Genomic DNA, 22,996 nt, shown 5'->3' on the forward strand with positions numbered 1-22,996 from the left:
AAAACGCCTTAAACCTGTACCGGCTGTCCGATGGTCACGCCGGTGCGGCGGATCTGTTCGCGCAGATTTCCGGGTTCGATCTTGCCGTCCGCACCGACCTGTACTGGTGCGATATAGGGACCGATCGCGCCGACGTCATCGGCAACAGACTCCGCAAGCAACGCTTTCGCCTCGTCGGAGTTGCGCACGATCGCGGCTTCCGACAGGTCCGCGGACCAGCTCATGGCGGCGGTGCGGTAAACGACGATGCCGTCCCAGGTACGGTTGGCGGTTACGACCGAGGGGCCGGCGATTTTGATCTTCTTCTGTTCAAGCGGGGAGGTCATTCGGCTGCATCCAATAGGTCAGAGATGATTTGCTTTGGGGTTTGGCGGCGAAGCGAGCCGGCATGCCGGACCACATCGCCGATGATGAGAATGGCGGGGCCGCCGTTGGTCCGCCGCACCAGTTCGGGCAGGTCGCGCAGCGTGCCGATCGCGCCTTGCGCATCGGGACGCGTGACGCGGGCGAACACGCCGACCGGCGTCTCCGGCGAACGGCCGGCGGCAAACAGGCCGGCGCGGATCGCGGGGGCAGCCGTCATGCCCATGTAGACCACGACGGTCATCTTTGCGTCGGTCAACGTCGACCAGTCCACCGTCTCCGCGTCGCGCGCCTTGTGCGCGGTGAGGAAGGTGATGCGGGTCGCTTCATGACGGTAGGTGAGCGGCACCTCGAAATCGGCGGCGCCGCCGAGCCCTGCGGTGATGCCGGGAATGATCGAATAGGCAACGCCAGCTGCACGCAGGGCTTCGACTTCTTCGCCACCGCGGCCGAACACGAAGGGATCGCCGCCCTTCAGCCGCACCACGCGCTGGCCGGATTGCGCGGCCTCGATCATGCGCCTGTTGATCGCGTCCTGCCCGATGCCGGGCTTGCCGACGCGGCGGCCGACCGGCACGCGCGTGGTGTCGCGGCGGATGCGGTCGAGAATTTCGGGCGAAACCAGTTCGTCATGGAAGACGGTATCGGCGTCCTGCAATGCGCGCAGCGCCTTGATGGTGAGCAAATCCGGATCGCCGGGTCCGGCGCCGACCAGTGCGACGGAGCCTTCCGGCTTGTCGGCGCGCGCGAACGCGGACGGATCGGTGATCCTGTTCAGCGCCGCTCCAGCCTCGCCCTTGCGGCCGGCCAGAACGGCGGCGCCGATCGGGCCGTCGATGACGCGCTCCCAGAAGCGGCGGCGCAGCGGAAACTCGGCAATACGTTCGTTGATGGATTTGCGGAAGCCGCCGATGAACTCGGCAAGCTCGCCGATCCGCGCCGGCAGCAACGCCTCGATCTTTTCGCGCACGCGCCGCGCGACGACCGGCGACGTTCCGCCGGTACCGACAGCGACCACGACATCGCCGCGATCGACGATCGCAGGGAAGATGAAGCTGGAATGTTCGAGATCGTCCATGACGTTGACGGGCAGGCCGAGCGCCTTGGCGCGGGCCGACATCGCCACACCGATATCCCCCGCGCCTGCGCAAACGATGGCGATGACGCCGGCGAGATCGGCGGCGAGCGGATCGCCGGCCACAACTTCGATACGCACTGCGTCCGCAGGGCTCAAACCCAAGTCCTGATTGCCGTCGATCATATGCACGCGAATGCGCGCACCGGCAGCGGCGAGCACACGCAACTTGGCGCGCAAAAGCTCACCCGCGCCGATGAGGACCACCGGGCCGGCCTTGAGATCGAGAAACACCGGCAAGAACCGCATGCGATACTCGCTTCCCCCACATCCGGGGTTGACTGGAATTATTTTCTATATATGTGTCGTTTCGAGCGCGCAAAGAGAAAATTTTTTCTTCTCTCCCGCACCGCAACTATAGAATTTTCGCCTCCAAACGCAAAGTGGCAGAGATGCATCTTCTCAAGGACGATTCCGCAGCAAACGGACTGAGCAGCCCCGCATTCACCGTGCGCGCGCCCGCGAAAGAATTTTCTGCTGACCTTGCCCCGAGCATGGACCATCTCGACCAGCTTGAAGCCCAGAGTATCTATATCTTCCGCGAAGCCTTCGGTCGCCTCAAGAAGATTGCCCTGCTGTGGTCGCTCGGCAAGGACTCCAATGTCATGATCTGGCTGGCGCGCAAGGCGTTCTTCGGCCGCCTGCCGTTCCCGGCCCTTCATGTCGACACCGGCAAGAAGTTTCCGGAGATGTATCGCTTCCGCGATCACTACGGCAAGGAGTGGGAGCTGGATCTGCGCGTCGAGCCCTGCCCGCCCATCGATGCCGTCGACCCAACGCTGCCCCCCGCCGCCCGTTCCGCCGCGCGCAAGACCGAGGGTCTCAAGATGGCGCTCGGCAAATACGGTTTTGACGGCCTGATTGCCGGCATCCGCCGCGACGAGGAGGCGACGCGCGCCAAGGAGCGCGTGTTCTCGCCGCGCGGCCTGGAGGGCAATTGGGACGTGCGCGACCAGCCGCCGGAGTTCTGGGATCATTTCAACGCCTCGCCGCCGCAAGGCGCGCATCTGCGCATTCACCCGATCCTGCATTGGACCGAGTCCGACATCTGGGCCTACACCAAGCGCGAGAACATCCCGATCATTCCGCTTTATCTCTCGCAAAACGGCAAGCGCTACCGCTCGCTGGGCGATCAGGACATCACCAATCCAGTCGCTTCGACGGCGTCGAACATCGACGAGATCCTGGTCGAGCTCGAGGAGACCAAGGTGCCGGAACGTGCCGGGCGCGCGCTCGACCACGAGACCGAGGACGCTTTCGAGCGCCTCCGTGTCGCCGGCTATCTCTGATCAAGGACGCGAGCGCCGTATGAACATGATCGTCACCCCCGCTTCGCCCGCCACGCCGAACGGCACCACGCGGCCCCAAGTCCGCATCGTCATCGTCGGCCATGTCGACCACGGCAAGTCGACGCTGGTCGGCCGCCTGCTGCACGAGACCGGCAGCCTGCCCGACGGCAAGCTCGAGATGCTCAAGGCCGTCAGCGCGCGGCGCGGCATGCCGTTCGAATGGTCATTCCTGCTCGATGCGCTCCAGACCGAGCGCGACCAGGGCATCACCATCGACACCACGCAGATCCGCTTCCGCACCAATTCGCGCGACATCGTGCTGATCGACGCGCCCGGCCACGCCGAATTCCTGCGCAACATGATCACCGGCGCCTCGCAGGCCGACGGCGCGGTGCTGATCATCGACGCGCTCGAAGGCGTGCGCGATCAGACCCGACGACACGGCTATCTCTTGCATCTGCTCGGCGTGAAGCAGGTCGCGGTCGTCGTCAACAAGATGGACCGCGTCGACTTCTCCGCCGAGCGCTTCAACGAAATCAGCGACGAGATCTCGGCGCATCTGCTGGGCCTCGGCGTGAAGCCCACGGCCGTGATTCCGATTTCCGCCCGCGACGGCGACGGCGTCGCCGAGCGCACCGACCGGATCGGCTGGTACAAGGGCCCGACTGTGGTCGAGGCGCTGGACAGGCTCGAGCCGGCCCAGCCGCTGGAGGCGCTGGCGCTGCGGCTGCCGGTGCAGGCGATCTACAAATTCGACGACCGCCGCATCGTGGCTGGCCGTATCGAATCCGGCAGCCTCATCGCCGGCGACGAGATCGTGATCATGCCGGCCGGCAAGATCGCCAGGATCAAGACGGTCGAGAGCTGGCCGGTGACGCCGGTTGCGGGACGCCAGGGTGCGGGCCGGTCGGTCGGCATCACGCTCGACCGCGAGCTGTTCGTCGAGCGCGGCGATATCATCGCGCATGCCAACAGCGCCCCGCGTGAGACGCGGCGGTTGCGCGCGCGGATCTTCTGGCTGCACGACAAGCCGCTGGCCAAGGGCGACCAGCTCCTGGTGCGCTGCGGACCCAAGGAAAGCCGCGCCACCGTCGTCGCGATCGAGAAAGCCGTCGATCCGGGCGAACTGTCGAGCGTCGAGAACAAAGCGATCGGCCTCAACCATGTCGGCGAGATCGACATCTCTCTTTCGAATTCGATTGCAACCGACCCCTACACCGAGAACCCGCGCACCGGCCGCATCGTGATCGAGGTGTCTGGGCGCATCGCGGGCGGCGGCCTCGTGCTGTCGGTCGATGCCGGCCAGCGCGCCCTGCCCGTGGACATCGTGCCGGTGGAATCCGCGCTGCGGCCCGACGAACGGTCTGCGCGCTATCAGCACAACGGCGCCGTGGTCTGGCTTACGGGCCTGCCGGCGTCCGGCAAGTCGACGCTGGCGAAGGCGCTGGAGCGGCGGCTGTTTTCGAATGGCGGCTCGCCGATCCTGCTCGACGGCGACACGCTGCGCGCCGGGCTCAACAGCGATCTCGGCTTCTCGGCCGCCGATCGCAGCGAGAACATCCGCCGTCTCGCCGAAGTGGCGACGCATCTCGCGCGCAACGGCCACATCGCCATCGTCGCCGCGGTCTCGCCCGCCCGCGAGGACCGCGCCGCCGCGCGCCACATCGCCGACACTTCGTTCCGCGAGATTCATGTCGCGACCCCGGCCGGCGTGTGCGAAGAGCGCGATCCCAAGGGACACTACAAGAAGGCCCGCGCCGGCGCGCTCGCGTCGTTCACCGGCATCGGCAACGATTACGAGACGCCGCAGGCCGCCGAGCTCGTGATCGACACCTCGACGCGGACGGTCGCCGAGGCGGCCGACGAGATCGAGCAGATGCTGAAGACGACCGGCGTGCTGTTCGACGAAGTCGTGGACCTCGCCGCGAATATTTGAAGCCGGGCTGCTGCTCCGCTGTCGTCGGCCGGCTTGCCCCGGCGACCCAGTATTCCACCGACAGCAGTGATTCAGCCAGAGGCCGCGGCGTACTGGATTCCCCGCCTTCGCGGGGAATGATGCCGGTGCGTGGGCCGCCCACCGCGCCTTGACATTTTTCGGGGGCCTTCTCACGGCCCCGATTTTGGGGCTAATAAGGCCCCGAAAGCTGCTCCCTTGGGGCGCATTTTGCTGCTGTCTGGTCAAAAGCAGCCAAAAACATCGATTTCCAACGAGAAAGCCCATCATGGAACGCGTCGACGCCCACGGATTGAAGATCGCTCCCGTCCTGTTCGATTTCATCGCCAAGGAAGCGGCCCCGAAGACGGGAATCGCGCCGGATGCGTTCTGGGCCGGGCTCGCCGCTATCATCAAGGAGCTGGGGCCGAAGAACCGCGCATTGCTGGCGGTGCGCGACACGCTGCAGGCCAAGATCGACGACTGGCACCGCGCCAACAAGGGCAAGGCGTTCGACCTCAATGCCTATACCGCTTTCCTCAAGGAGATCGGCTATCTCGTCCCTGAGCCGGTGACGCAGAAGGTCGAGACGACCAATGTGGACGAGGAGATCGGCAAGATCTGCGGCCCGCAGCTCGTCGTGCCCCTGACCAATGCACGCTACGCGTTGAACGCGGCGAATGCGCGCTGGGGCTCGCTCTATGACGCCTTCTACGGCACCGATGCGATCCCGCACGATCCTTCCGAGAGCGGCAAGGGCTACAACAAGGCGCGCGGCGACAAGGTAATCGCGAAAGCAAAAGCGTTCCTCGATGCCGCCGTGCCGCTGGCGACCGGCAGCCACACCGACATCACCGCCTATAGCGTCGTCGCGGGCCAGCTCGCGGTGAAGCTGAAGAGCGGCAACGCGACCGCGCTGAAGAACGCCGCCCAATTCGCGGGCTTCCAGGGCGATGCTGCCGCACCGAGCGCGGTGCTGCTCGTCAACAACGGCATGCATGTCGAGGTAAAGATCGACCGCAGCAGCACGATCGGCAAGGACGATCCGGCCGGCGTCGCCGACATGATCATGGAGTCCGCGGTCTCCACGATTCTCGACATGGAGGATTCGGTCGCGGCGGTCGATGCCGAGGACAAGGTGCTGGTCTATCGCAACACGCTCGGCCTGATGAACGGCACGCTGACGGCCGATTTCGAGAAAGGCGGCAAGACGCTGACGCGCTCGCTCAATGCCGACCGCAGCTACAAGACGCCGGATGGCAAGGGCGAGGTCAAGCTGCACGGCCGCAGCCTGCTGCTGATGCGCAATTGCGGTCACCACATGTTCACCGACGCGGTGCTGGACGAAAAGGGCGAGGAGATTCCGGAAGGCCTGCTCGATGCAGCCGTGTCCGGGCTTCTTGCCGTTCACGACGTCAAGGGCAACTCCAAGGTCAAGAACAGCCGCACGGGATCTGCCTATATCGTCAAGCCGAAGATGCACGGCCCCGACGAGGTGTCGCTGACCTGCGAGATCTTCGACCGCGTCGAGAAGATGCTGTCGCTGCCCGAGAACACGCTCAAGGTCGGCATCATGGACGAGGAGCGGCGCACCACCGTCAACCTCAAGGCCTGCATCCAGCGCGCCTCCAAGCGCATCATGTTCATCAACACCGGCTTCCTCGACCGCACCGGCGACGAGATCCACACCTCGATGGAAGCGGGTCCGATGATCCGCAAGAACGAGATGAAGGCGCAGCCCTGGATCAAGGCCTATGAGGACTGGAACGTGGATATGGGCCTGACCTGTGGCCTGCCCGGCCACGCCCAGATCGGCAAGGGCATGTGGGCCGCGCCGGACAAGATGGCGGACATGCTGGCGCAGAAGCTCGCCCATCCGCAGGCCGGTGCCACCACCGCCTGGGTGCCCTCGCCGACCGCCGCGACCCTGCACGCGCTGCACTACCACCAGGTCAACGTCGCCGCGCGCCAGCAGGAGCTCACCAAGGGCGGCCCGCGCGCAAAACTCTCCGACATCCTCACTATTCCGGTGTCGAAGTCGAACTGGGCGCCCGACGACGTCAAGCAGGAGATCGACAACAACTGCCAGGGTATTCTGGGCTATGTCGTGCGCTGGATCGACCAGGGCGTCGGCTGCTCCAAGGTGCCCGACATCCACGACGTCGGCCTGATGGAAGACCGCGCCACCTTGCGCATCTCCAGCCAGCACCTCGCCAACTGGCTGCACCAGGGCGTCATCACCGAAGCGCAGGTGATGGAGTCACTCAAGCGCATGGCGGTCGTGGTCGACAAGCAGAATGCCGGCGATGCCATCTACAAGCCGATGGCGCCGGCGTTCGACGGCACAGCCTTCAAGGCCGCCTGCGACCTCGTCTTCAAGGGCCGCGAGCAGCCGAACGGCTACACCGAATACATTCTCACCGCCCGCCGCCGCGAGGCCAAGGCCAACGGCTGAGCCCGATCGGTCTCATGCCAAAGCCCCGGCTCGCGCCGGGGCTTTCTTGTTTGCGGTAGCACCGTCCGCTAGAACACTGCGAGATATTTCAGCAGCGACACGATACCGATGATGATGACGACAACGCGCGCGATCTGCTTGGCTCGGCCATCCATCGGCAACATGTTGATGAGGTAAAGCACGAGAATGACGACGAGAAAGGTGACGAGTACGCCGACCAGCATCGCTGGGACCCCCCTTTAGGCAAAGTTGCTGACGGTTTCACAACGCGCAACTCCCGCACCGGTTCCATCGCCGCAACCCTCTGCAACTTCTAGTAAATACGTACTTCTACGATCCGCCGGCCTGCCTAAAACTTTACCCTTTTCCTTTCAGATGCAGAAACCGTTTGGGTCCTGAGCCGCAAACGGCATGCGATTGCCGATTCTTGCGTGCCCCTCTTTTCCGATGTTGCCCGGGGCGACGTCACGAACTTTGCAACGGGAATTGGGGACTTCGATGCTGAATCGTCTGACCGTATCCGCGCTGCTGAAGGCGGTGATCGCGATCACGTCGGTCTGTGTGGTGATCTCGCTCTCGCTTACTGCCTACGAGTCGTGGGATCGCCTCAGGACCGCCAACCGCATCTCGCAGATCGCCGACGCCTCCGCCGATTTGTTCAAGGCGATGCACAATCTGCGCACCGACCGGTCGACCACGTCACGGCTGCTGAACGCGACCGAGCCGATGGACCCCGAAATCGAGAAATATCTGCGGAGCCTGCGCGATGCGCAGATGCCGGCGATGGCTCGCGCGCTCAAGCTGCTGCCTAGCATCGACTTTCCGCAATCGGGCACGATGGTGCCGGAGCTGGCTCGCCTCTACAAGCTGCTGATCGAGGAGCAAACGCAGTTCTGGGACGACGTCGCCAAGGCCAAGGATCAACGCCGGGCCGGCCTGACCAAGGAATACATGGAGACGACCCAAGGCCTGCTCGATGTGCTCGACAGGCTGTCGAACACGCTAGCCGGCACTGTCAACCATCAGGACGCCACGATCGACCAATTGCTGTCGATCAAGCAGAACGCCTGGCTGCTGCGCAACACTGCAGGCGAAGCCTCGCTGATCGTCTCGACCGGGCTGGCGGCGGGGAAGATCACGCCAGAGGGCCGCTACAACTACACCCAATATGTCGGCGGCACGGCGGCGATGTGGAAGGCGCTGGAATTGTCGACGTTTGGCATGCAACTGGCACCGGCGCTGACCTCTGCCGTGGCTGCTGCCAAGACCGCCTATTTCGAGCCGCAATATTTGGCCTTGCGCGACCGCCTTGCGGACGCGCTGGTAAAGAGCGAGAAGCCCGAGATGACCGCCAACCAGTGGAGCCCGCTCACGGTCGGCCGCATGGCAAGCGCGGTCGCGGTAGCGGAAGCCGCGCTCGACGCCGCCAGGACGCATACGCTGGAGCAGCGCAGTGGCGCGCAGCGCGCCCTGATCGTGCAGCTCACGCTGCTAGCGCTCGCCATGGGGCTCGCCGTCGGCGCGATCATGCTGGTCAGCCGCCGCGTCATCACTCCGCTCAACACCATCCGCAATGCCATGCTGAAGGTCGCCGGCGGCGACCTCGCGGTCGACAGCGGCTATCTCGATCGCCAGGACGAGATCGGCGCGCTTGCCGGCGCACTGGAGACCTTCAAGCAGCAGGCCAACGAGAAGCTCAAGATCGAGGCGCACGAGCGCGAGCGCAATGTGGGCGCCATCGCGCGCCAGCGCGCGGTCGAGGCCTATGTCGGCGAGTTCGAGGGCGCGGTGCGCAAGACGCTCGGCGAATTGAGCGAAGCCTCCGGCGAAATGCGCAAGACCTCGGGCGATCTGTCCGCGGTGTCGCGCCAGACCAACGACCGCGTGCAAATCGCCGGCAAGGCCTCCAACGACGCCTCGATGAGCGTCGACAGCGTCGCTGCCGCCGCCGAGGAGCTGTCAGCCTCGATCAACGACATCAGCCAGCAGGCCGCGCACGCCGCAGGCATCGCCAGCCGCGCCGTCAACCAGGCCCGCGAAACCGACAGCACCGTTCAGGGGCTAGCACAATCCGCGGGACGCATCGGCGAGGTCGTAGGTCTCATCAACACCATTGCGGCACAGACCAATCTGCTGGCGCTGAACGCCACGATCGAGGCCGCGCGCGCCGGCGAAGCGGGGCGCGGGTTTGCGGTTGTGGCATCCGAGGTGAAGTCACTGGCGAGCCAGACCGCCAAGGCGACCGAGGAGATTTCGGAGCAGATCGCCGACATCCAGAAGGTCGCCGGCGATGCCATCAACGCGATCCAGGCGATCGGCGGCATCATCGGCGAGGTCAATGAAGTCGCCACCGCCATCGCCGCCGCCGTACAGGAGCAGGGCGCGGCGACCCAGGAGATCACCCGCAGCACGCAATACGCGGCGCAGGGCACCAAGAACGTTTCGGAGAATATTTCCGGCGTAAAGGCCGACGCAGATACCGCAGCCGGGGCCGCCGAGAACGTCAAGCAAGCCTCCGAAACGCTGGAAACGCAGAGCCGCCAGCTCGGTCATCAGGTCAGCGACTTCCTGGGCAAGATCCGGGCGGCGTAGGGCTGCGGGCGCTATCCGCTCACAGTCATCCTGGAGAAAGCCAGGACGACGTGGAAAGAGCTCCCCCTACTCCTTCGCCACCACCGGCACCTGGCGGAATCTTGCGCGCACCGAGTCCGGCAGCGGAGAGAAGTTCATCGCGACGCCGCGACGGTCGTTGGCATTGCGGCTGGCGACCACCAGGCCGTCCGCGCCCGCGACGATGTCGCCCTTGCGCAAGGTGGGATCGTCGTCGACCTTGACCTGAGCGAGCCCGGCCGGATCCTTGCCATTGCAGGTGCAGCCCGTCACGATCTCGTTGCGGTACCGGAAGGCGTTCGGCAGCTCGGAATAGGATTTTCCCTTATCCGTCGTGGCGTCGTCGATATTGCCGCCATAGACCAGCGAAGTCTCCGAGGCCGGGCAGAAGCTCTTGCAGGACTGCGCCTTGCTCTCGGCATCGTTTCCCTGCGCCGGGAAATAGCGACCGTCGCAGCCGCGCACGCAATAGGCCGTGCCGCCGCCATAGGAGGCCCGCTGGCGCGGCGTGTCGTATCGCGGCATGTCATCGCCGGGGAACGGCATGCGGATCTCCGGCGCCAGCCGCGCGCGGAAGCCGCCGAACAGCGCCGAGAAAAAGTCCTCCGCGTGCGCCGACGGCGTCAGCGCGAGGCCGAAGGAGGCGACGGCGAAGAACGCCGCCGCGCCACTTGCCAGTTTGCCGATCGAACGTCTCTTCATGTAACCTCGCTCAACTCTAATTCACGGCCGACGTCGAAATGTTCAGCGCCTGCCTGCCTGAAGGTAACGTCGTCGGTGCCGGGCGCTTGCGCACGGAATCTCCGCCTCTCGCCATCAGCGGCGCGTTCTTCGGCAGCACCACGACCTTGGCGCCCACATTGACGCGGCTAAACAGGTCGGTGACGTCCTCGTTGGTCAGGCGGATGCAGCCGGACGAAACGAACTTGCCGATCGTGGTGGGATCGTTGGTGCCGTGGATGCGGTATTCGCTCGAACCGAGATACATAGCGCGCGCGCCGAGCGGATTGCCGGGACCGCCAGCGACGAAGCGCGGCAGATAGGGCTGGCGTGCGATCATCTCCGCCGGCGGGTGCCAGTCCGGCCATTCCGCTTTGCGGCTGACGCTCTGCACGCCCGACCAGGTGAAGCCCTCGCGGCCGACGCCGACGCCATAACGGATGGCGCGGCCCTGGCCGAGCACATAATAAAGATAGGTGTTGTTGGTATCGATGACGATAGTACCGGCCGGCTCGCTCCGGTCGAAGCTGACGATCTGCTTGCGCAGGCGATCGGGCAGTGCGGCATCCTCGTCGGAGGCCTGCGACTCCTGACTCGCATAACCCGGCCTGGCATAGCCCTGCGAATAACCCTGATCCTGCGGATAGGTCTGCTCCTGCGGGTACGTATAACCCAGCGTCTGCGCGCTCGCGGTGCCGAACGGCACTGCCAGCAAAGCGGTTGTGAAGGCGAAAGCGGTGATGCGGCGCGGCGAAAAGCGGCGTCGGACTGCAGAGAACTTGGTCATGTGCTGCCCCGTTGGATGCCTGCATCAGGGTGATGCGCTGATCCGATAAACGCGGCCGAGCCGCTATAAGTTCCGCGGCGGGATGCGGCCGCCAAGTCACAGTCAAGCGAGCGTCTCTTCACGAAGCGGCGATGGAACCGGTGGCGCGTTGGTACGTTTCTCATTTCATAGGGCACGCGGACCGAAGCCTTCCGTGCCGGAGAGGTATTGTGCGCGTCCTTCCCAGTGAACGTATGATTCCCGGCAACAGCGAAGGCACACCGCTCCCCGAGCGCCACGACGAACTTCCGCCAGTGATCCGGCGCACCGAATTCGTCGCATTCGCGCTTGCGGGGCTGCTGCTGATCGCGGTGATCGCCGTTCTCTACGTCGGAAAGGCGTTCTTCCTGCCTGTCGTGATGGCGTTCGTCACCGGCACGATGCTGTCGCCGGCGGCAACCTTCCTGGAGGAGCGGAAGGTGCCGCGCGGGCTCGCGGCCGCGTCGATCGTGATCGCGGTGACCGCCGTGGTCGGCTTCATGGTCGCGCTGATCGCCTCACCGCTGATGGAATGGAGCTCGCGCCTGCCCGAACTCGGCGCGCAATTGAAGGACAAGCTGCACGTGTTCGACCGGCCGCTGGCGTTGTGGCAGGAGCTGCAGACGATGGTCGGCGGCGGCTCGGACGGCTTGCACAGCTTCCAGATGCTGAAATTCGAGTGGGTGCAGCCGACGCTGGAATTTTTGTCGCCAACCTTCACCGAATTCCTGCTGTTCTTCGTCACCCTCATCCTGTTCATCGCGAGCTGGCGCGACCTGCGCCGCGCGATGATCATGACCTTCGGCGATCACGACGCACGGCTGCGCACGCTTCGTATCCTCAACGAGATCGAGGTCCATCTCGGCAACTATCTTCTGACCGTGACTGTCATCAATGTCGGCGTCGGCGTCGGCGCGGGCCTGGTCTGCGCGCTCATCGGCATGCCCAATCCCGCCGGCCTCGGCGCCCTCGCGGCCACCCTCAACTTTATCCCGATCATCGGGCCGGTTGCGATGTTCGCCATTCTGGTCGTGGTCGGACTGGTCACTTTTCCGACCATTGGAGGTGGCCTGATGGCGGCGCTTGCCTTTGGTGGCCTCACCTTCCTGGAGGGGCACTTCGTCACACCAACCATCATCGGCCGGCGGCTGGAGCTCAATGCGCTCGCCGTGCTGCTGGCGCTGGCATTCTGGACATGGCTGTGGGGCCCGATGGGCGCGTTCCTGTCGTCGCCGCTTCTGATCGTCGCGCTGGTCCTGAAGGAGCATCTGCTGCCGACGGATTCGCCGCAGCTCCCACAAGGTTGAGAGGTTTCGATGACGGAACTTCCGTCACGACGAAACGTTCTCCGCCCATCTCAACCGCCAACAGTTCGGAGCTCCCGATGTCAACGTCCGACGGCGAAGCCAGGATGAGAGACTGGACTGACAAGGCCACCGCAGAACGCCTCGAGAAGGATGTAGCAGCCGTGAAAAACGATATCGCCGCCCTCACCGACCAGATCACCGACGCGCTCAACGTCTTTGCCAATTCTGCCGGCAAGCAAGCCCGCCGCGGCTACCGCCAAGCGCGCGAAAACGTGGATTCGACCTTCGACGACATGTCGGAGCGCGGCAGCGCCATGATGGGCGCAGCGCAAGATGCCTACGGCTCGATCGAGGAGAGGCTGGAAGACGCGATCACGCAGCGACCGCTCGCGACCGTCGGCATCGCGCTCGGCATCGGCTTCCTGATTGGTGCCGCCTGGCGCCGCTGAGGTCGTGAACGAGCTTTGAAACGGCGGCGCTGCGGCGCCGTCGGTGCCGGCATGTGACGATTCGGCTCGTGGGGGTTTGAGGAGCAAGGCCATGTTTCAGCGCATCATCGACGGGATCAGCGCATCCACCGGCACGACTGTGCGGCTGACCTCGTTGGCGGCGGGCGCGGCGCTCGCGCTCTTCATCACGACATGCTTCCTGTGCGCGGCGGCATTCATCTCGGTGCTGGAAAAATATGGTCCGGTGCAGGCTTGCCTCGCCGGTGCCGGCGTTTTCTTTCTGCTGACCCTGACTGCTGCAGTGAGCTATTGGGCCTACAAGCGGCAGTTGCGCAAGCAAGCCCATATCGCGGCCGAGCGCGCCGCGAAGTCGACGGCCGCGAGCATGCTCGCGGACCCCATGCTGCTCGCCACGGGACTCCAGATCGTTCGCGCCATCGGGATCAAGCGGCTGTTGCCGATCCTGGCGATCGGCGGCGTCGCCCTCGGAATCATGGCGAGCCGCGCCGGCGTGCCCGACGAGACGTCGGCTGAACCTGCCGAGTGACGGCTCAAGCGGGTTAGAAAATTTCGTCGTAAGTCTCACGAGCGCATTTATCGGAATTGGGCACGGACGCCGCCGCGCAATTTTGCGCCATTTGGCACCAATGCCCCCTTCATCACGCAATCGCTACTCGGATAGGCAGGAGGTTGCCGCTACAAGCAGCGCCCCTGATTCCAAAAGCTATTTTTTTCGATGAAACCGTCCGTCAAGGCGAACCTCGCCGCATTCAATCACGACGCCCGGCTCTATTTGACGCTCGGCATCGCCAACTGGTCGATTTTCGTCGACCACATCCCGAACAATGTCGTCAACTTGCTGACGCTGCGAAACTTCGGCTTCAGCGGCGCCGCAGATCTGTTCGTGTTCGTGGCCGGCTATGGCATGGCCATCATTCATGGCAAGATGGTGCTGGAGCGTGGTTACGTCGTCGCAGCGACGCGCATCTTCCAGCGCGTTTGGCGGCTCTACGCCGCCTATGTCGTTCTGTTCGTGATCTACATCGACACCATCGCCTATGTCGCCTCGCAATCGATGGCGCCCGAGATCATCCACGAATACAACATTTCCGGGATCATCGAGCATCCGCTGCGCATCCTGGTACGCGGACTGGTGCTTCAGGAGGAGCCGCTGAACCTCGATCTCCTGCAACTGATGATCCCGCTGATGGCGTTTCTTCCGTTCGCGCTGTGGGGGCTGTTGCGGCGTCCGAACCTGACGCTGGCGGCATCGGTCGCCCTGTACTTCGCGGCGCGCTGGTTCGATTGGAATTTCCGGGTCTATCCGGACCAGGAGTGGACCTTCAACCCGTTCTGCTGGCAGATGCTGATGGTGCTGGGCGGCTGGTTCGCCGTCACCGGTACGTCGGGCCGCACCCTGCACGGCCTGACCTGGCTGCGCGTGCTTGCAGGCGCTTATCTCGTATTCGCGATGGCGATCACGCTGATGCGCCACTCGCCGACGCTGGCCGTCTACTTGCCGGATATCGTGCTCGACAACATCACGCCGACCGACAAGGAAAACCTCGCACCCTATCGCGTGGTCCACTTCCTCGCGCTCGCTTTCCTCGCGACCCATCTGGTCCCGGCCGATCATCCCGGTCTGCAATTGAGGCCGCTCCAGGCGGTCATCAGATGCGGCGAGGAATGGCTCGCCGTGTTCTGCGTCGGCGTGTTCCTGTCCTTTGCCGGACATCTCATCCTGATCACCGGCGCCAATCTGGTGGTGATGCAGATCGCCGTGAGTCTGGCCGGCTTCGCGGCGATGGCCGCGGTCGCGTATTACATCGCTTGGTCGAAGCGGCAGGACCTGCCCGCGGCCTTGCGCCAGCAGGCCTAGCCCGGCACCTTCCGATTCCGCTAGGCCGACCATCACGGCTGCGCTATGCGGAGCGGGAGCGGATTGCGCGAGGAGGCCGGGCGTGGCGATGGCGAAAGGCGGGGGTGAGGGAGCCGACAGCGCGCCCCGGCGCGGCCGGCCAAGGTCGATCGAGACCACCAACGCCATTCTCCAGAGCGCCTATGCGCTGATGGCCACGACCGGCCTTGCCGCCACCACCATCGACGCGGTCGCGCGGCGTTCCAGCGTCTCCAAGATGACGATCTACAAATGGTGGCCGTCTCGCGAGGCGTTGCTGATCGACGCCTTCCTCCAGCATGCCGCGCAGATGCTGCCGCTACCGCCTGCAAGCTCCGGCAGTGCCGCCGCGCGCGCACGCCGCCACGCCGCGGCCTATGCCGAAGCGCTCCAGGGCGAGTTCGGCAAGGTCCAGCTCGCCGTGATCTCCGAATGCATTTCCAAGACCGGCTCAGCCGAGCTGTTCTACGCCCGCTATCTGCAATTCCGCCGCGACGCCCTGGTCGAGATGATCGCCGCCGGCCAGAACGACGGCAGCATTCTGGCGGAAGCACCGCCGGAGGATCTCTACGACGCGATCTATGGCGGCCTGTTCTACCGCTACGTCTTCGGCATCGCGCCGATCACGCCGGCCTACGCGCGCAATCTGGTTGACCTCGTGCTGCGGCCGAAGAGCTAGCCTCGCATTACCGCGCCGGCCGGATCGGTGCTGAAAGCTTGTCAGTGCGGTCGCGCTCGGTCATGTCCTCGACCGTGTCCATCGGCGCGGTCAGCTCGTAGACATAGGAGACGTCGGTGAAATAGCGCTTGGCGGCGCCGCCGAGCGCCTCGGGCGCGACCCGGTCGAGCAGGATCAGGCCGAAATCGGAATCGGGGCGGCGCGTCGCCTCGCTGGTGTTGAACTCCTCCCAGCGGAAATGAAAAACCTCGCCAGTCCCCTCGCTCGTCACCGTCCAATTGGCGGTGATGTGCGGATGCTTGCCGACCAGCGACAGGCCCTCGTCGGAGTGCGAGGCCAGTTCGAAGAACAGCAGCGACAGGCTCTGCGCCGCGCGCGCGCTGACTGCGATATCCGGACCGGTGACGGCGATGCGGTCGGCGTGCGGGATGGCGCGCGCCTCGAACAGGCCCTTCAGCTTGACGCCCTGCCACTGACTCTCGCTGAGCAGCGAGACGACGTTGGACATGGCGTGAATGCGGCCGATCAGGAGTTCACGCGCGACATCGATGTCGGAGCCATGGCGCAGCGTGCGCGTCACGATCGACTGGATCACCGCCAGGATGTTCTTGACCCGGTGGTTGAGCTCGTCGATGACGGCCGTCAGCCGGCGCTCGAAGCCGATTCTGACCTGGATTTCCCGACTGAGCCGCAGATTGTTGTAGGCGACATAGCCGAACAGGCCACACACCATCGCGGTGATCGCAAAGCCGATCGCCGCCACGATGATCGCAGTCTGCTCGGCGCGGCGCGCCGAGTTCGTCTTGGCGTAATAGCTGAGCTGCCAGTCGCGACCGCCGAAGCTCACCGTGCGCGTCGCCGATGGCGCCGGCCCATCCGCCGCCGTCGTGCGGGCCGAGACCACGCCTTGATCGTTGGCGACAAGCTCGCCACCCTCCCTGCGCGGATCCTTCAGCGCGACCGCGAACAGCGACATGTCGTCATTGGTCAGCATCAAGGAGGCGAGCTCGTAGGAAAATGTGATGAAGCCCACCGGCTCCGTCGCGCCCTCGGGGATGACCGGAGCGGCCACGATGATGCCGACCGGTCCGTCGCCGCGCAGGAGAGGAACCGGCTCGGAGGCAACCGACCTCTTCTCCACTCTGGCGCGTGTCAGCATGGCGCTGCGCACCTGATCCTGGTCGTAGCTGCGGCCGGGCAGCGCCTTGGTCTCATTGCTGCGCGGTTCGAGGTCCATCAGCACGTCGATCGGCTGAGTGACACGCGCCGGATCGATCGGCTTGTCGTCATAGCTGCGGATCTGCGGATTGGGGAAGCCGGCGCTGGCGATGGCGGTCTGCGCTGCGGCAAGCTCGTCCGGCTTCAGGCGGGCGACCCAGCCGGCCACCACGAAATCGGTCTTGAAGGCGTAGATCGCCGAGCGCAGCGGCTCGAGCATGTTCGGTTTGAGCACCGACGGCGTCCGGAACAGGCCGGAGGCGACCCGCGCAAGCAATTCGCGCTCGGTGAGCCGGTCCTGGACCAGGCTCGCATGGACGTCGATCGCGCGCGCCAGCGCGATCCGGTCCAGCGCCAGCTCCTGGTCGTGGACGCGATAGGCCGCAAGCCCGGAGAGCAAGGCTCCGAGCAGGGCGATGAAGCCGATGATGAAACCCAGCCGGACCACGCGACTACTCAGGCGAAAGCGGGAGGTCGGCAATAAACAAGGAACATATGAACGCCGCTCGAACGGCCATGTGCCGAAACAGGGTGAACCCCGGTGGCGGAGATAATGAAGGAGGAGGCATCAGTACGCAACTTGGGTCGCCTGAAAAGCATAATCCGCTCGGCCGATGGTCCGGCCGGGATGGTTCGGCCCCCGGGGCACCGGAGGTAGATAATCGCCGTGTCCGAAATTGGTTCCGCGGATGGCTCCGCCCACTGGGCGTTAACGGAGAGAAACGCCTGCGTTAAGTCGTCGCGTCGGTCAGCTGTCCCGTTTCAAGCCGCCTTTGGCCTCGATGAAGCCGATGATGCGGTCGAGCCCCTGGCTCTTCTTCAGGTTGGTCATGACGAACGGACGCTCGCCGCGCATGCGCCTGGCGTCCGTCTCCATCTTTTCCAGCGAGGCGCCGACATGGGGCGCCAGGTCGATCTTGTTGATGACAAGGAGGTCGGACCGGGTGATGCCGGGGCCGCCCTTGGACGGGATCTTGTCGCCGGCCGCGACGTCGATGACGTAAATGGTGAGGTCGGCGAGCTCCGGGGAAAAAGTGGCAGCGAGATTATCACCGCCGGATTCGATCAGCACGAGATCGAGCCCGGGAAACTTGGCGCGCATGTCCGCCACTGCGGCGAGATTCATCGAGGCATCCTCTCGGATCGCGGTATGCGGGCAGCCGCCGGTCTCGACCCCTGCAATGCGATCTGGCGTCAGCGAGCCCGAGCGCACGAGGAATTCCGCATCCCATTTGGTGTAGATGTCGTTGGTGATCGCCGCGATGTCGTAGCGCTCGCGCATGGTCTTGCAGAGCAGGTCCATCAGCGCGGTCTTGCCCGATCCGACCGGGCCGCCGATGCCGACACGCAAGGGGCCGTGAGACGTAGCCATCGTTTCTTTCCTATCGTCGTCCTGGCGATTGCGGAATGTACTGGCCCGCAATCATGATCTGAACAGCCGCGTATATTGCGTTTCGTGCCGCAGGCTGGCGAGGTCGGCGCGAAACGTCGCGCTGCCGAGATCGTCCAACGTCGCATTCAGCGCACGATTGGCCGTCGCGGCAACCGCGGCTTCCAGCTTCACCAGCACGCGCTGGCTATCGGTCTGGCCGAGCGGAATGAGCCGGCTGGCCGCGGAAATCCAGTTCGAGACCAGCGCATGCAGGAAGCCGTGCAAGGTCGGCGCCAGCGGCACGCCATGCACGGCAGCGACGACGCCGACGGCGACGGGATAGACCAGTGGCGTTCGGCATGCCGCAACCATGGCATCCAGCCCGTCGGCATCCCAAGCGGCGCGGGCGATGTCGACGAAGGCGCGACCCTGCGACGTCGTCTCCAGCTGCCGCTCGCGCGACGGCACAAAGGCCGCGGCGAGCTCGGCGACATCGCTCAAGGTGGCGTCCTCGTCCGCTTCAGTGGCGCGATAGGCGTGGACCAGAAACGTCGCATCGCAGAAGCCCGAGCCGTCGCAGAGCATTGCGTCGAGCCAGTCCGCCAGCGTCGCTGTGTCCGCGATGTCTCCGGCTTCGACCGCCCATTCGATGCCGCTGGAGTAGGAAAAGCCGCCGACGGGAAACGCCGGCGACAGCCAGGTCATCAGCCGGTACAGCGCCGCCGCCTCGCGCCCCGCGAGATCGCCGGCGCCGACCGGCTCATTTGTGGTCGTGAGCATGCTTGTGGCCGTGGTGATGGTCGGGGTGATCGCAATGCTCGTCGTGGTGATGATGATCGTGGCTGTGACCATGGTCATGCGCAACATGGTCATGCGCGTGGTCGTCGTGTCCATGTGCGTGGCCGGCATCGGCATAAGCGCCGCCTTCGGGATCGAATGGCGCCTCGATCTCGATCACGCGCGCACCGAGGCCCTTCACCATGGCCTCGATGACGTGGTCGCGGCGAATGCGCAGCCCCTTGGCCATGATCTGCGTCGGGAGATGGCGATTGCCGAGATGCCAGCCGACGCGGATGAGGTGGTGCGGATCCTGGCCGCGGATCTCCAGCAGCGACTCGGGCGCGGCGACCACCTCGACCAGCCGACCGTCCTCCAGCACCAGCGCATCGCCGCCGCGCAGCGCAACGGCATTCTCCAGGTCGAGCAGGAAGGCGAGCCCCCGCGTCCCCGTCATCGCCATGCGGCGGCGGTGTCGATCGTCGAAATCGAGCACGACTGTATCCGCCGGCGCTTCTGTGAAGCGGTGTTGTCCCTTGACCTGCGTCGCCCGGATCATGCGCTGCTACCTCAGAGCTTCTCGACCTTGCCGTCGCTGATGATCTCGATCACCGTCGGCGCCGTCTTCATCTGCGCGGAATATTCGCGCCACACCTTCATGTGCGGCGCCTTGGCATGCGCCGTGAGATCGTCGCGGGTCTCCCAGCGTTCGACCACCACGTATTGATTGGGGTTATTGACACTGACACTACCGTCGTAGGAGAGGCAGCCCTTCTCCTTGAGCGTCTCGACGGTGCAGGCCTTGTGCCCCTTGATGAAGTCGTCCTTGTTTTCCGGCTTCATGGGCGTGGTGGCGATGACATAGATCATGAGGGTTATTCCCTGTTGTTCTTGTTAGCGTATGTCGACCTTCTCGGGCGTGATCACTTCGATCTTCGGCGGTGCCGTGAAGCACTTCACCGCGACGCGGCCGAATGTCTTCATGTGCTCCTGGCCGCGATGCGGCACCAGCGCCTCGGCATTCTCCCACTGTTCGACGAACACCATCTTGGCGGGATCGGTGACACTCTCGTGCAAATCATAGGCGATATTGCCGGGCTCTTTCCGGGTCTCCTTGATGCAGGCAGTGGCAGCTGCAATGAATTCGGCGCGCGTTTCGGGCTTGATGGTCAGGGTGGCAACGACGTAGATCACGAGAAATCCTCCCGGCTTTTCTTTTGAGTTCAAGATACCGGGCGGGACATTAGACCAGGCGGGATCGAACGCAACACCGTAAATCCGCTCCCCCGGGGGCGCGCCGGGGGCATGTGTCGAGGCGCTATTTCAGTACATGAAATATCGCTGCGCCATCGGCAGCACTTCGGCCGGCGCGCAAGTGAGAAGCTCACCGTCGGCGCGCACCTCATAGGTCTCCGGATCGACCTCGATATTGGGCGTGGCGTCGTTGTGGATCATGCTCTTCTTCGAGATTTTTCCGCGGGTGTTCTGGACCGCATAGAGCTTCTTGTCGATGCCGAGTTTTCGCGCGAGGCCGCCGGTGATCGCGGCCTTCGAGGTGAACACCACGGAGGATGCGGTCCGCGCCTTGCCGAAGGCACCGAACATCGGCTGGTAGTGCACCGGCTGCGGCGTCGGGATCGAGGCGTTGGGATCTCCCATGGGCGCGGCGACGATCATGCCGCCCTTGACGATGCAGTCCGGCTTGACGCCGAAGAAGGCCGGCGACCACAGCACGAGATCGGCGAGCTTGCCCTTCTCCACCGAACCAATCAGCTTCGAGACGCCATGGGCGATCGCGGGATTGATGGTGTATTTGGCGATATAGCGCTTGACGCGAAAATTGTCGTTGTCCTTGCCCTTGTCCTGCGGCAGCGAGCCGCGCTGCTTCTTCATCTTGTCGGCGGTCTGCCAGGTGCGGATGATGACTTCGCCAAGGCGGCCCATGGCCTGGGAGTCCGAGGACATCATCGAGAGCGCGCCGAGATCGTGCAGGATGTCTTCGGCGGCGATCGTCTCCTTGCGGATACGGCTCTCGGCGAAGGCCAGATCTTCCGCGATCGAGGGATCGAGATGGTGACACACCATCAGCATATCCAGATGCTCGTCGATGGTGTTGCGCGTGAAGGGGCGCGTCGGATTGGTCGAGGACGGCAGCACGTTCTTCAAGCCGGCGACCTTGATGATATCAGGGGCGTGACCGCCGCCGGCGCCCTCGGTGTGGAAGGCGTGGATGGTGCGGCCTTTGAAGGCCTTGATGGTATCCTCGACGAAGCCGGATTCGTTCAGCGTGTCGGTGTGGATCATCACCTGGATGTCGTAATCGTCGGCCACCGACAGGCAATTGTCGATGGCAGCCGGCGTCGTGCCCCAATCTTCGTGCAGCTTCAGCGCACAGGCGCCGGCCTTGATCATCTCGACCAGCGCGGCAGGCCGCGAGGCGTTACCCTTGCCGGAGATGCCGAGATTGACCGGAAAGGCGTCGAACGACTGGATCATCCGCCCCATGTGCCACGGCCCCGGCGTGCAGGTGGTGGCGAACGTGCCGTGCGAGGGACCGGTGCCGCCGCCGAGCATCGAGGTCACGCCAGACATCAGCGCGTGCTCGATCTGCTGCGGACAGATGAAATGGATGTGACTGTCGAAGCCGCCGGCGGTGAGGATCTTGCCCTCGCCCGCGATCACGTCGGTGCCGGGACCGATGACGATGGTGACCCCCGGCTGGATGTCGGGATTGCCGGCCTTGCCAATACCGGCGATCATGCCGTCCTTGATCGCGACGTCGGCTTTCACGATTCCCCAGTGATCGACGATCAGCGCATTGGTGATGACGGTATCAGCCGCGCCCTGCTTGTTGGTGACCTGTGATTGCCCCATGCCGTCGCGGATCACCTTGCCGCCGCCGAACTTCACCTCCTCGCCGTAGGTGGTGAAATCCTTCTCGACCTCGATGACGAGGTCGGTGTCGGCCAGCCGCACCCTGTCGCCGGTGGTCGGACCGAACATGTCGGCATAGACGGAACGCTTTATTTTGACGGACATCACAAGCCCCGTTTGCGTTTGAATTTCGGATCGGTGCTCACAGCGAGGCCCTCGCTGTGAGCACCATGTCGTCGAATGTCGTATCGAGCCAGGCGTTGTCGCCGCGGCAGCCCGCGACCACCTGCTCGGACCAGCCGACGTAGTCGGTGAGGTCGTCACGCTCTTCGGCGGCTGGATCGGAATGAATGCGCGCGCCGATGTTGCTGATCTTGTCGGCGATCTTGATCAGCCTGGCACCGGCCGACTTTTTCTGTGCTTCGATCACCTGCCGACGCCGTCGCTCGGCCTTCGGCAGACTCATGTCGTCGGTGCACTCGACGACGAGTGACGCGACACGGTCGGAGAATTTTTGCGCGAGCTCCTCGCGCGTGGTGTCGGTGTCCTCGATCGCATCATGCAGCCAGCCGGCCGCAACGAGTTCGGCGTCGGCGCCATCGGTCGCGGTCGCAAGCAGGTTCGCGACCTCGGCGAGGTGGTTGATGTAAGGCTCATGACCGCGGCCCTTGCGCGCCATCCCGTTGTGGCGGCGCGCGGCGAGCTCGGCGGCTTCGGAGACGAGGCGGACGGGTGACAGCATGGCAAAGACCTCCGTTTTCGTCTTAACCGTGCCGTGCCGCGCTCGTTCCTGTGGAGCTCACAGCTTCCCCATCACGTCGCCGCGGAAGCCGTAGATGGTTTTCTTGCCGGCCACCGCGACGAGCTGGACGTCGCGGGTCTGGCCCGGCTCGAACCGGACGGCCGTGCCGGCGGCGATGTCAAGGCGCATGCCGCGGGCCTTCTTGCGGTCGAACTTCAGTGCCGGGTTGGTCTCGAAGAAATGGTAGTGCGAGCCGACCTGGATTGGGCGGTCGCCGGTGTTGGCAACCGTCAGCGTCACGATCTTGCGGCCGGCATTGAGCTCGATCTCGCCGTCCTGGATGAAGAGTTCACCGGGGATCATGCTCTCGC

General features: G+C 64.6%; 23 protein-coding genes. 9 read left to right on the forward strand and 14 right to left on the reverse strand.

What is annotated here, in order from left to right:
- Window positions 1-8: 8 nt before the first annotated feature.
- Both IVA74_RS12715 and cysG read right to left on the reverse strand, forming a co-directional pair.
- Window positions 9-326 (reverse strand): DUF2849 domain-containing protein, encoded by a 318-nt coding sequence (locus IVA74_RS12715; protein WP_247343749.1) that lies wholly within the window; start codon window positions 324-326, stop codon window positions 9-11.
- Window positions 323-1,747, reverse strand: a complete 1,425-nt coding sequence (gene cysG / locus IVA74_RS12720; RefSeq protein ID WP_247343752.1) for a siroheme synthase CysG — start codon at window positions 1,745-1,747, stop codon at window positions 323-325. The genes IVA74_RS12715 and cysG overlap by 4 nt, the downstream gene beginning before the upstream one ends.
- 245 nt (window positions 1,748-1,992) lie before the next feature.
- Between cysG and cysD the strand changes: the two genes are divergently transcribed.
- The 3 genes from cysD to IVA74_RS12735 all read left to right on the forward strand — a co-directional run bounded on the left by cysD (window position 1,993) and on the right by IVA74_RS12735 (window position 7,175).
- A complete protein-coding gene (gene cysD, locus IVA74_RS12725; RefSeq protein WP_247344330.1) occupies window positions 1,993-2,787 on the forward strand; it encodes a sulfate adenylyltransferase subunit CysD in 795 nt (264 codons plus the stop codon).
- A 19-nt stretch (window positions 2,788-2,806) separates the two neighbouring features.
- Window positions 2,807-4,723: an adenylyl-sulfate kinase gene (gene cysC, locus IVA74_RS12730; RefSeq protein ID WP_247343755.1), complete on the forward strand. Its 1,917-nt coding sequence runs from the start codon at window positions 2,807-2,809 to the stop codon at window positions 4,721-4,723.
- 286 nt (window positions 4,724-5,009) lie between these two features.
- Window positions 5,010-7,175: a malate synthase G gene (locus IVA74_RS12735; RefSeq protein ID WP_247343757.1), complete on the forward strand. Its 2,166-nt coding sequence runs from the start codon at window positions 5,010-5,012 to the stop codon at window positions 7,173-7,175.
- A 68-nt stretch (window positions 7,176-7,243) separates the two neighbouring features.
- On the opposite strand, the gene IVA74_RS12740 is transcribed toward IVA74_RS12735, so the two are convergent.
- Window positions 7,244-7,399: a Thivi_2564 family membrane protein gene (locus tag IVA74_RS12740; protein WP_007599832.1), complete on the reverse strand. Its 156-nt coding sequence runs from the start codon at window positions 7,397-7,399 to the stop codon at window positions 7,244-7,246.
- A 274-nt stretch (window positions 7,400-7,673) separates the two neighbouring features.
- Between IVA74_RS12740 and IVA74_RS12745 the strand changes: the two genes are divergently transcribed.
- Complete coding sequence (locus IVA74_RS12745; protein WP_247343760.1) at window positions 7,674-9,767, forward strand: methyl-accepting chemotaxis protein; 2,094 nt, start codon at window positions 7,674-7,676, stop codon at window positions 9,765-9,767.
- Window positions 9,768-9,833: 66 nt separating this feature from the next.
- On the opposite strand, the gene IVA74_RS12750 is transcribed toward IVA74_RS12745, so the two are convergent.
- Window positions 9,834-10,487: a DUF2865 domain-containing protein gene (locus tag IVA74_RS12750; RefSeq protein WP_247343762.1), complete on the reverse strand. Its 654-nt coding sequence runs from the start codon at window positions 10,485-10,487 to the stop codon at window positions 9,834-9,836.
- A 16-nt stretch (window positions 10,488-10,503) separates the two neighbouring features.
- The gene (locus IVA74_RS12755; RefSeq protein ID WP_247343764.1) at window positions 10,504-11,292 is read right to left on the reverse strand and encodes a L,D-transpeptidase; all 789 of its coding nucleotides are present in this window, start codon (window positions 11,290-11,292) and stop codon (window positions 10,504-10,506) included.
- 209 nt (window positions 11,293-11,501) lie between these two features.
- Here IVA74_RS12755 and IVA74_RS12760 point away from each other — a divergent pair, with 209 nt between their 5' ends.
- The 5 genes from IVA74_RS12760 (at window position 11,502) to IVA74_RS12780 (ending at window position 15,642) form a co-directional block, all read left to right on the forward strand.
- A complete protein-coding gene (locus IVA74_RS12760) occupies window positions 11,502-12,617 on the forward strand; it encodes an AI-2E family transporter (protein WP_247343766.1) in 1,116 nt (371 codons plus the stop codon).
- Between the two features lie 77 nt (window positions 12,618-12,694).
- Window positions 12,695-13,066, forward strand: coding sequence for a DUF883 family protein (locus tag IVA74_RS12765; RefSeq protein WP_247343768.1), 372 nt, complete (start codon window positions 12,695-12,697; stop codon window positions 13,064-13,066).
- 91 nt (window positions 13,067-13,157) lie between these two features.
- Entirely contained in the window at window positions 13,158-13,613 is a 456-nt protein-coding gene (locus IVA74_RS12770; RefSeq protein WP_247343771.1) for a hypothetical protein, read from the forward strand.
- Window positions 13,614-13,802: 189 nt separating this feature from the next.
- Complete coding sequence (locus tag IVA74_RS12775; protein ID WP_247343773.1) at window positions 13,803-14,945, forward strand: OpgC domain-containing protein; 1,143 nt, start codon at window positions 13,803-13,805, stop codon at window positions 14,943-14,945.
- Between the two features lie 88 nt (window positions 14,946-15,033).
- A complete protein-coding gene (locus IVA74_RS12780; RefSeq protein WP_247344333.1) occupies window positions 15,034-15,642 on the forward strand; it encodes a TetR/AcrR family transcriptional regulator in 609 nt (202 codons plus the stop codon).
- Window positions 15,643-15,649: 7 nt separating this feature from the next.
- Here the strand turns inward: IVA74_RS12780 and IVA74_RS12785 are convergent, their stop codons facing one another.
- The 9 genes from IVA74_RS12785 to IVA74_RS12825 all read right to left on the reverse strand — a co-directional run bounded on the left by IVA74_RS12785 (window position 15,650) and on the right by IVA74_RS12825 (window position 22,988).
- A complete protein-coding gene (locus tag IVA74_RS12785) occupies window positions 15,650-17,308 on the reverse strand; it encodes an HWE histidine kinase domain-containing protein (protein ID WP_247343776.1) in 1,659 nt (552 codons plus the stop codon).
- A 300-nt stretch (window positions 17,309-17,608) separates the two neighbouring features.
- Window positions 17,609-18,232 carry an urease accessory protein UreG gene (gene ureG / locus IVA74_RS12790; RefSeq protein WP_247343779.1) on the reverse strand — a complete coding sequence of 208 codons (624 nt, stop codon included), beginning with the start codon at window positions 18,230-18,232 and terminating at the stop codon, window positions 17,609-17,611.
- Window positions 18,233-18,283: 51 nt separating this feature from the next.
- Window positions 18,284-19,012 (reverse strand): urease accessory protein UreF, encoded by a 729-nt coding sequence (locus tag IVA74_RS12795; RefSeq protein WP_247344336.1) that lies wholly within the window; start codon window positions 19,010-19,012, stop codon window positions 18,284-18,286.
- On the reverse strand, window positions 18,993-19,568 hold the full coding sequence (locus tag IVA74_RS12800; RefSeq protein ID WP_247343781.1) for an urease accessory protein UreE: 576 nt from the start codon (window positions 19,566-19,568) through the stop codon (window positions 18,993-18,995). Before IVA74_RS12800 ends, IVA74_RS12795 begins: the two co-directional genes overlap by 20 nt.
- Before the next feature lie 11 nt (window positions 19,569-19,579).
- Window positions 19,580-19,879 (reverse strand): antibiotic biosynthesis monooxygenase family protein, encoded by a 300-nt coding sequence (locus tag IVA74_RS12805; protein ID WP_247343784.1) that lies wholly within the window; start codon window positions 19,877-19,879, stop codon window positions 19,580-19,582.
- 24 nt (window positions 19,880-19,903) lie between these two features.
- The gene (locus tag IVA74_RS12810; protein WP_247343788.1) at window positions 19,904-20,203 is read right to left on the reverse strand and encodes a putative quinol monooxygenase; all 300 of its coding nucleotides are present in this window, start codon (window positions 20,201-20,203) and stop codon (window positions 19,904-19,906) included.
- 129 nt (window positions 20,204-20,332) lie between these two features.
- The gene (ureC, locus tag IVA74_RS12815; protein WP_247343792.1) at window positions 20,333-22,048 is read right to left on the reverse strand and encodes an urease subunit alpha; all 1,716 of its coding nucleotides are present in this window, start codon (window positions 22,046-22,048) and stop codon (window positions 20,333-20,335) included.
- A gap of 37 nt (window positions 22,049-22,085) precedes the next feature.
- Window positions 22,086-22,625, reverse strand: a complete 540-nt coding sequence (locus IVA74_RS12820) for an HD domain-containing protein (protein WP_247343795.1) — start codon at window positions 22,623-22,625, stop codon at window positions 22,086-22,088.
- 57 nt (window positions 22,626-22,682) lie between these two features.
- Window positions 22,683-22,988, reverse strand: coding sequence for an urease subunit beta (locus IVA74_RS12825; RefSeq protein WP_247343798.1), 306 nt, complete (start codon window positions 22,986-22,988; stop codon window positions 22,683-22,685).
- Window positions 22,989-22,996: the final 8 nt, after the last annotated feature.

Source organism: Bradyrhizobium sp. 132 (genome assembly GCF_023074185.1).
In the GTDB taxonomy this organism is placed as follows: domain Bacteria; phylum Pseudomonadota; class Alphaproteobacteria; order Rhizobiales; family Xanthobacteraceae; genus Bradyrhizobium.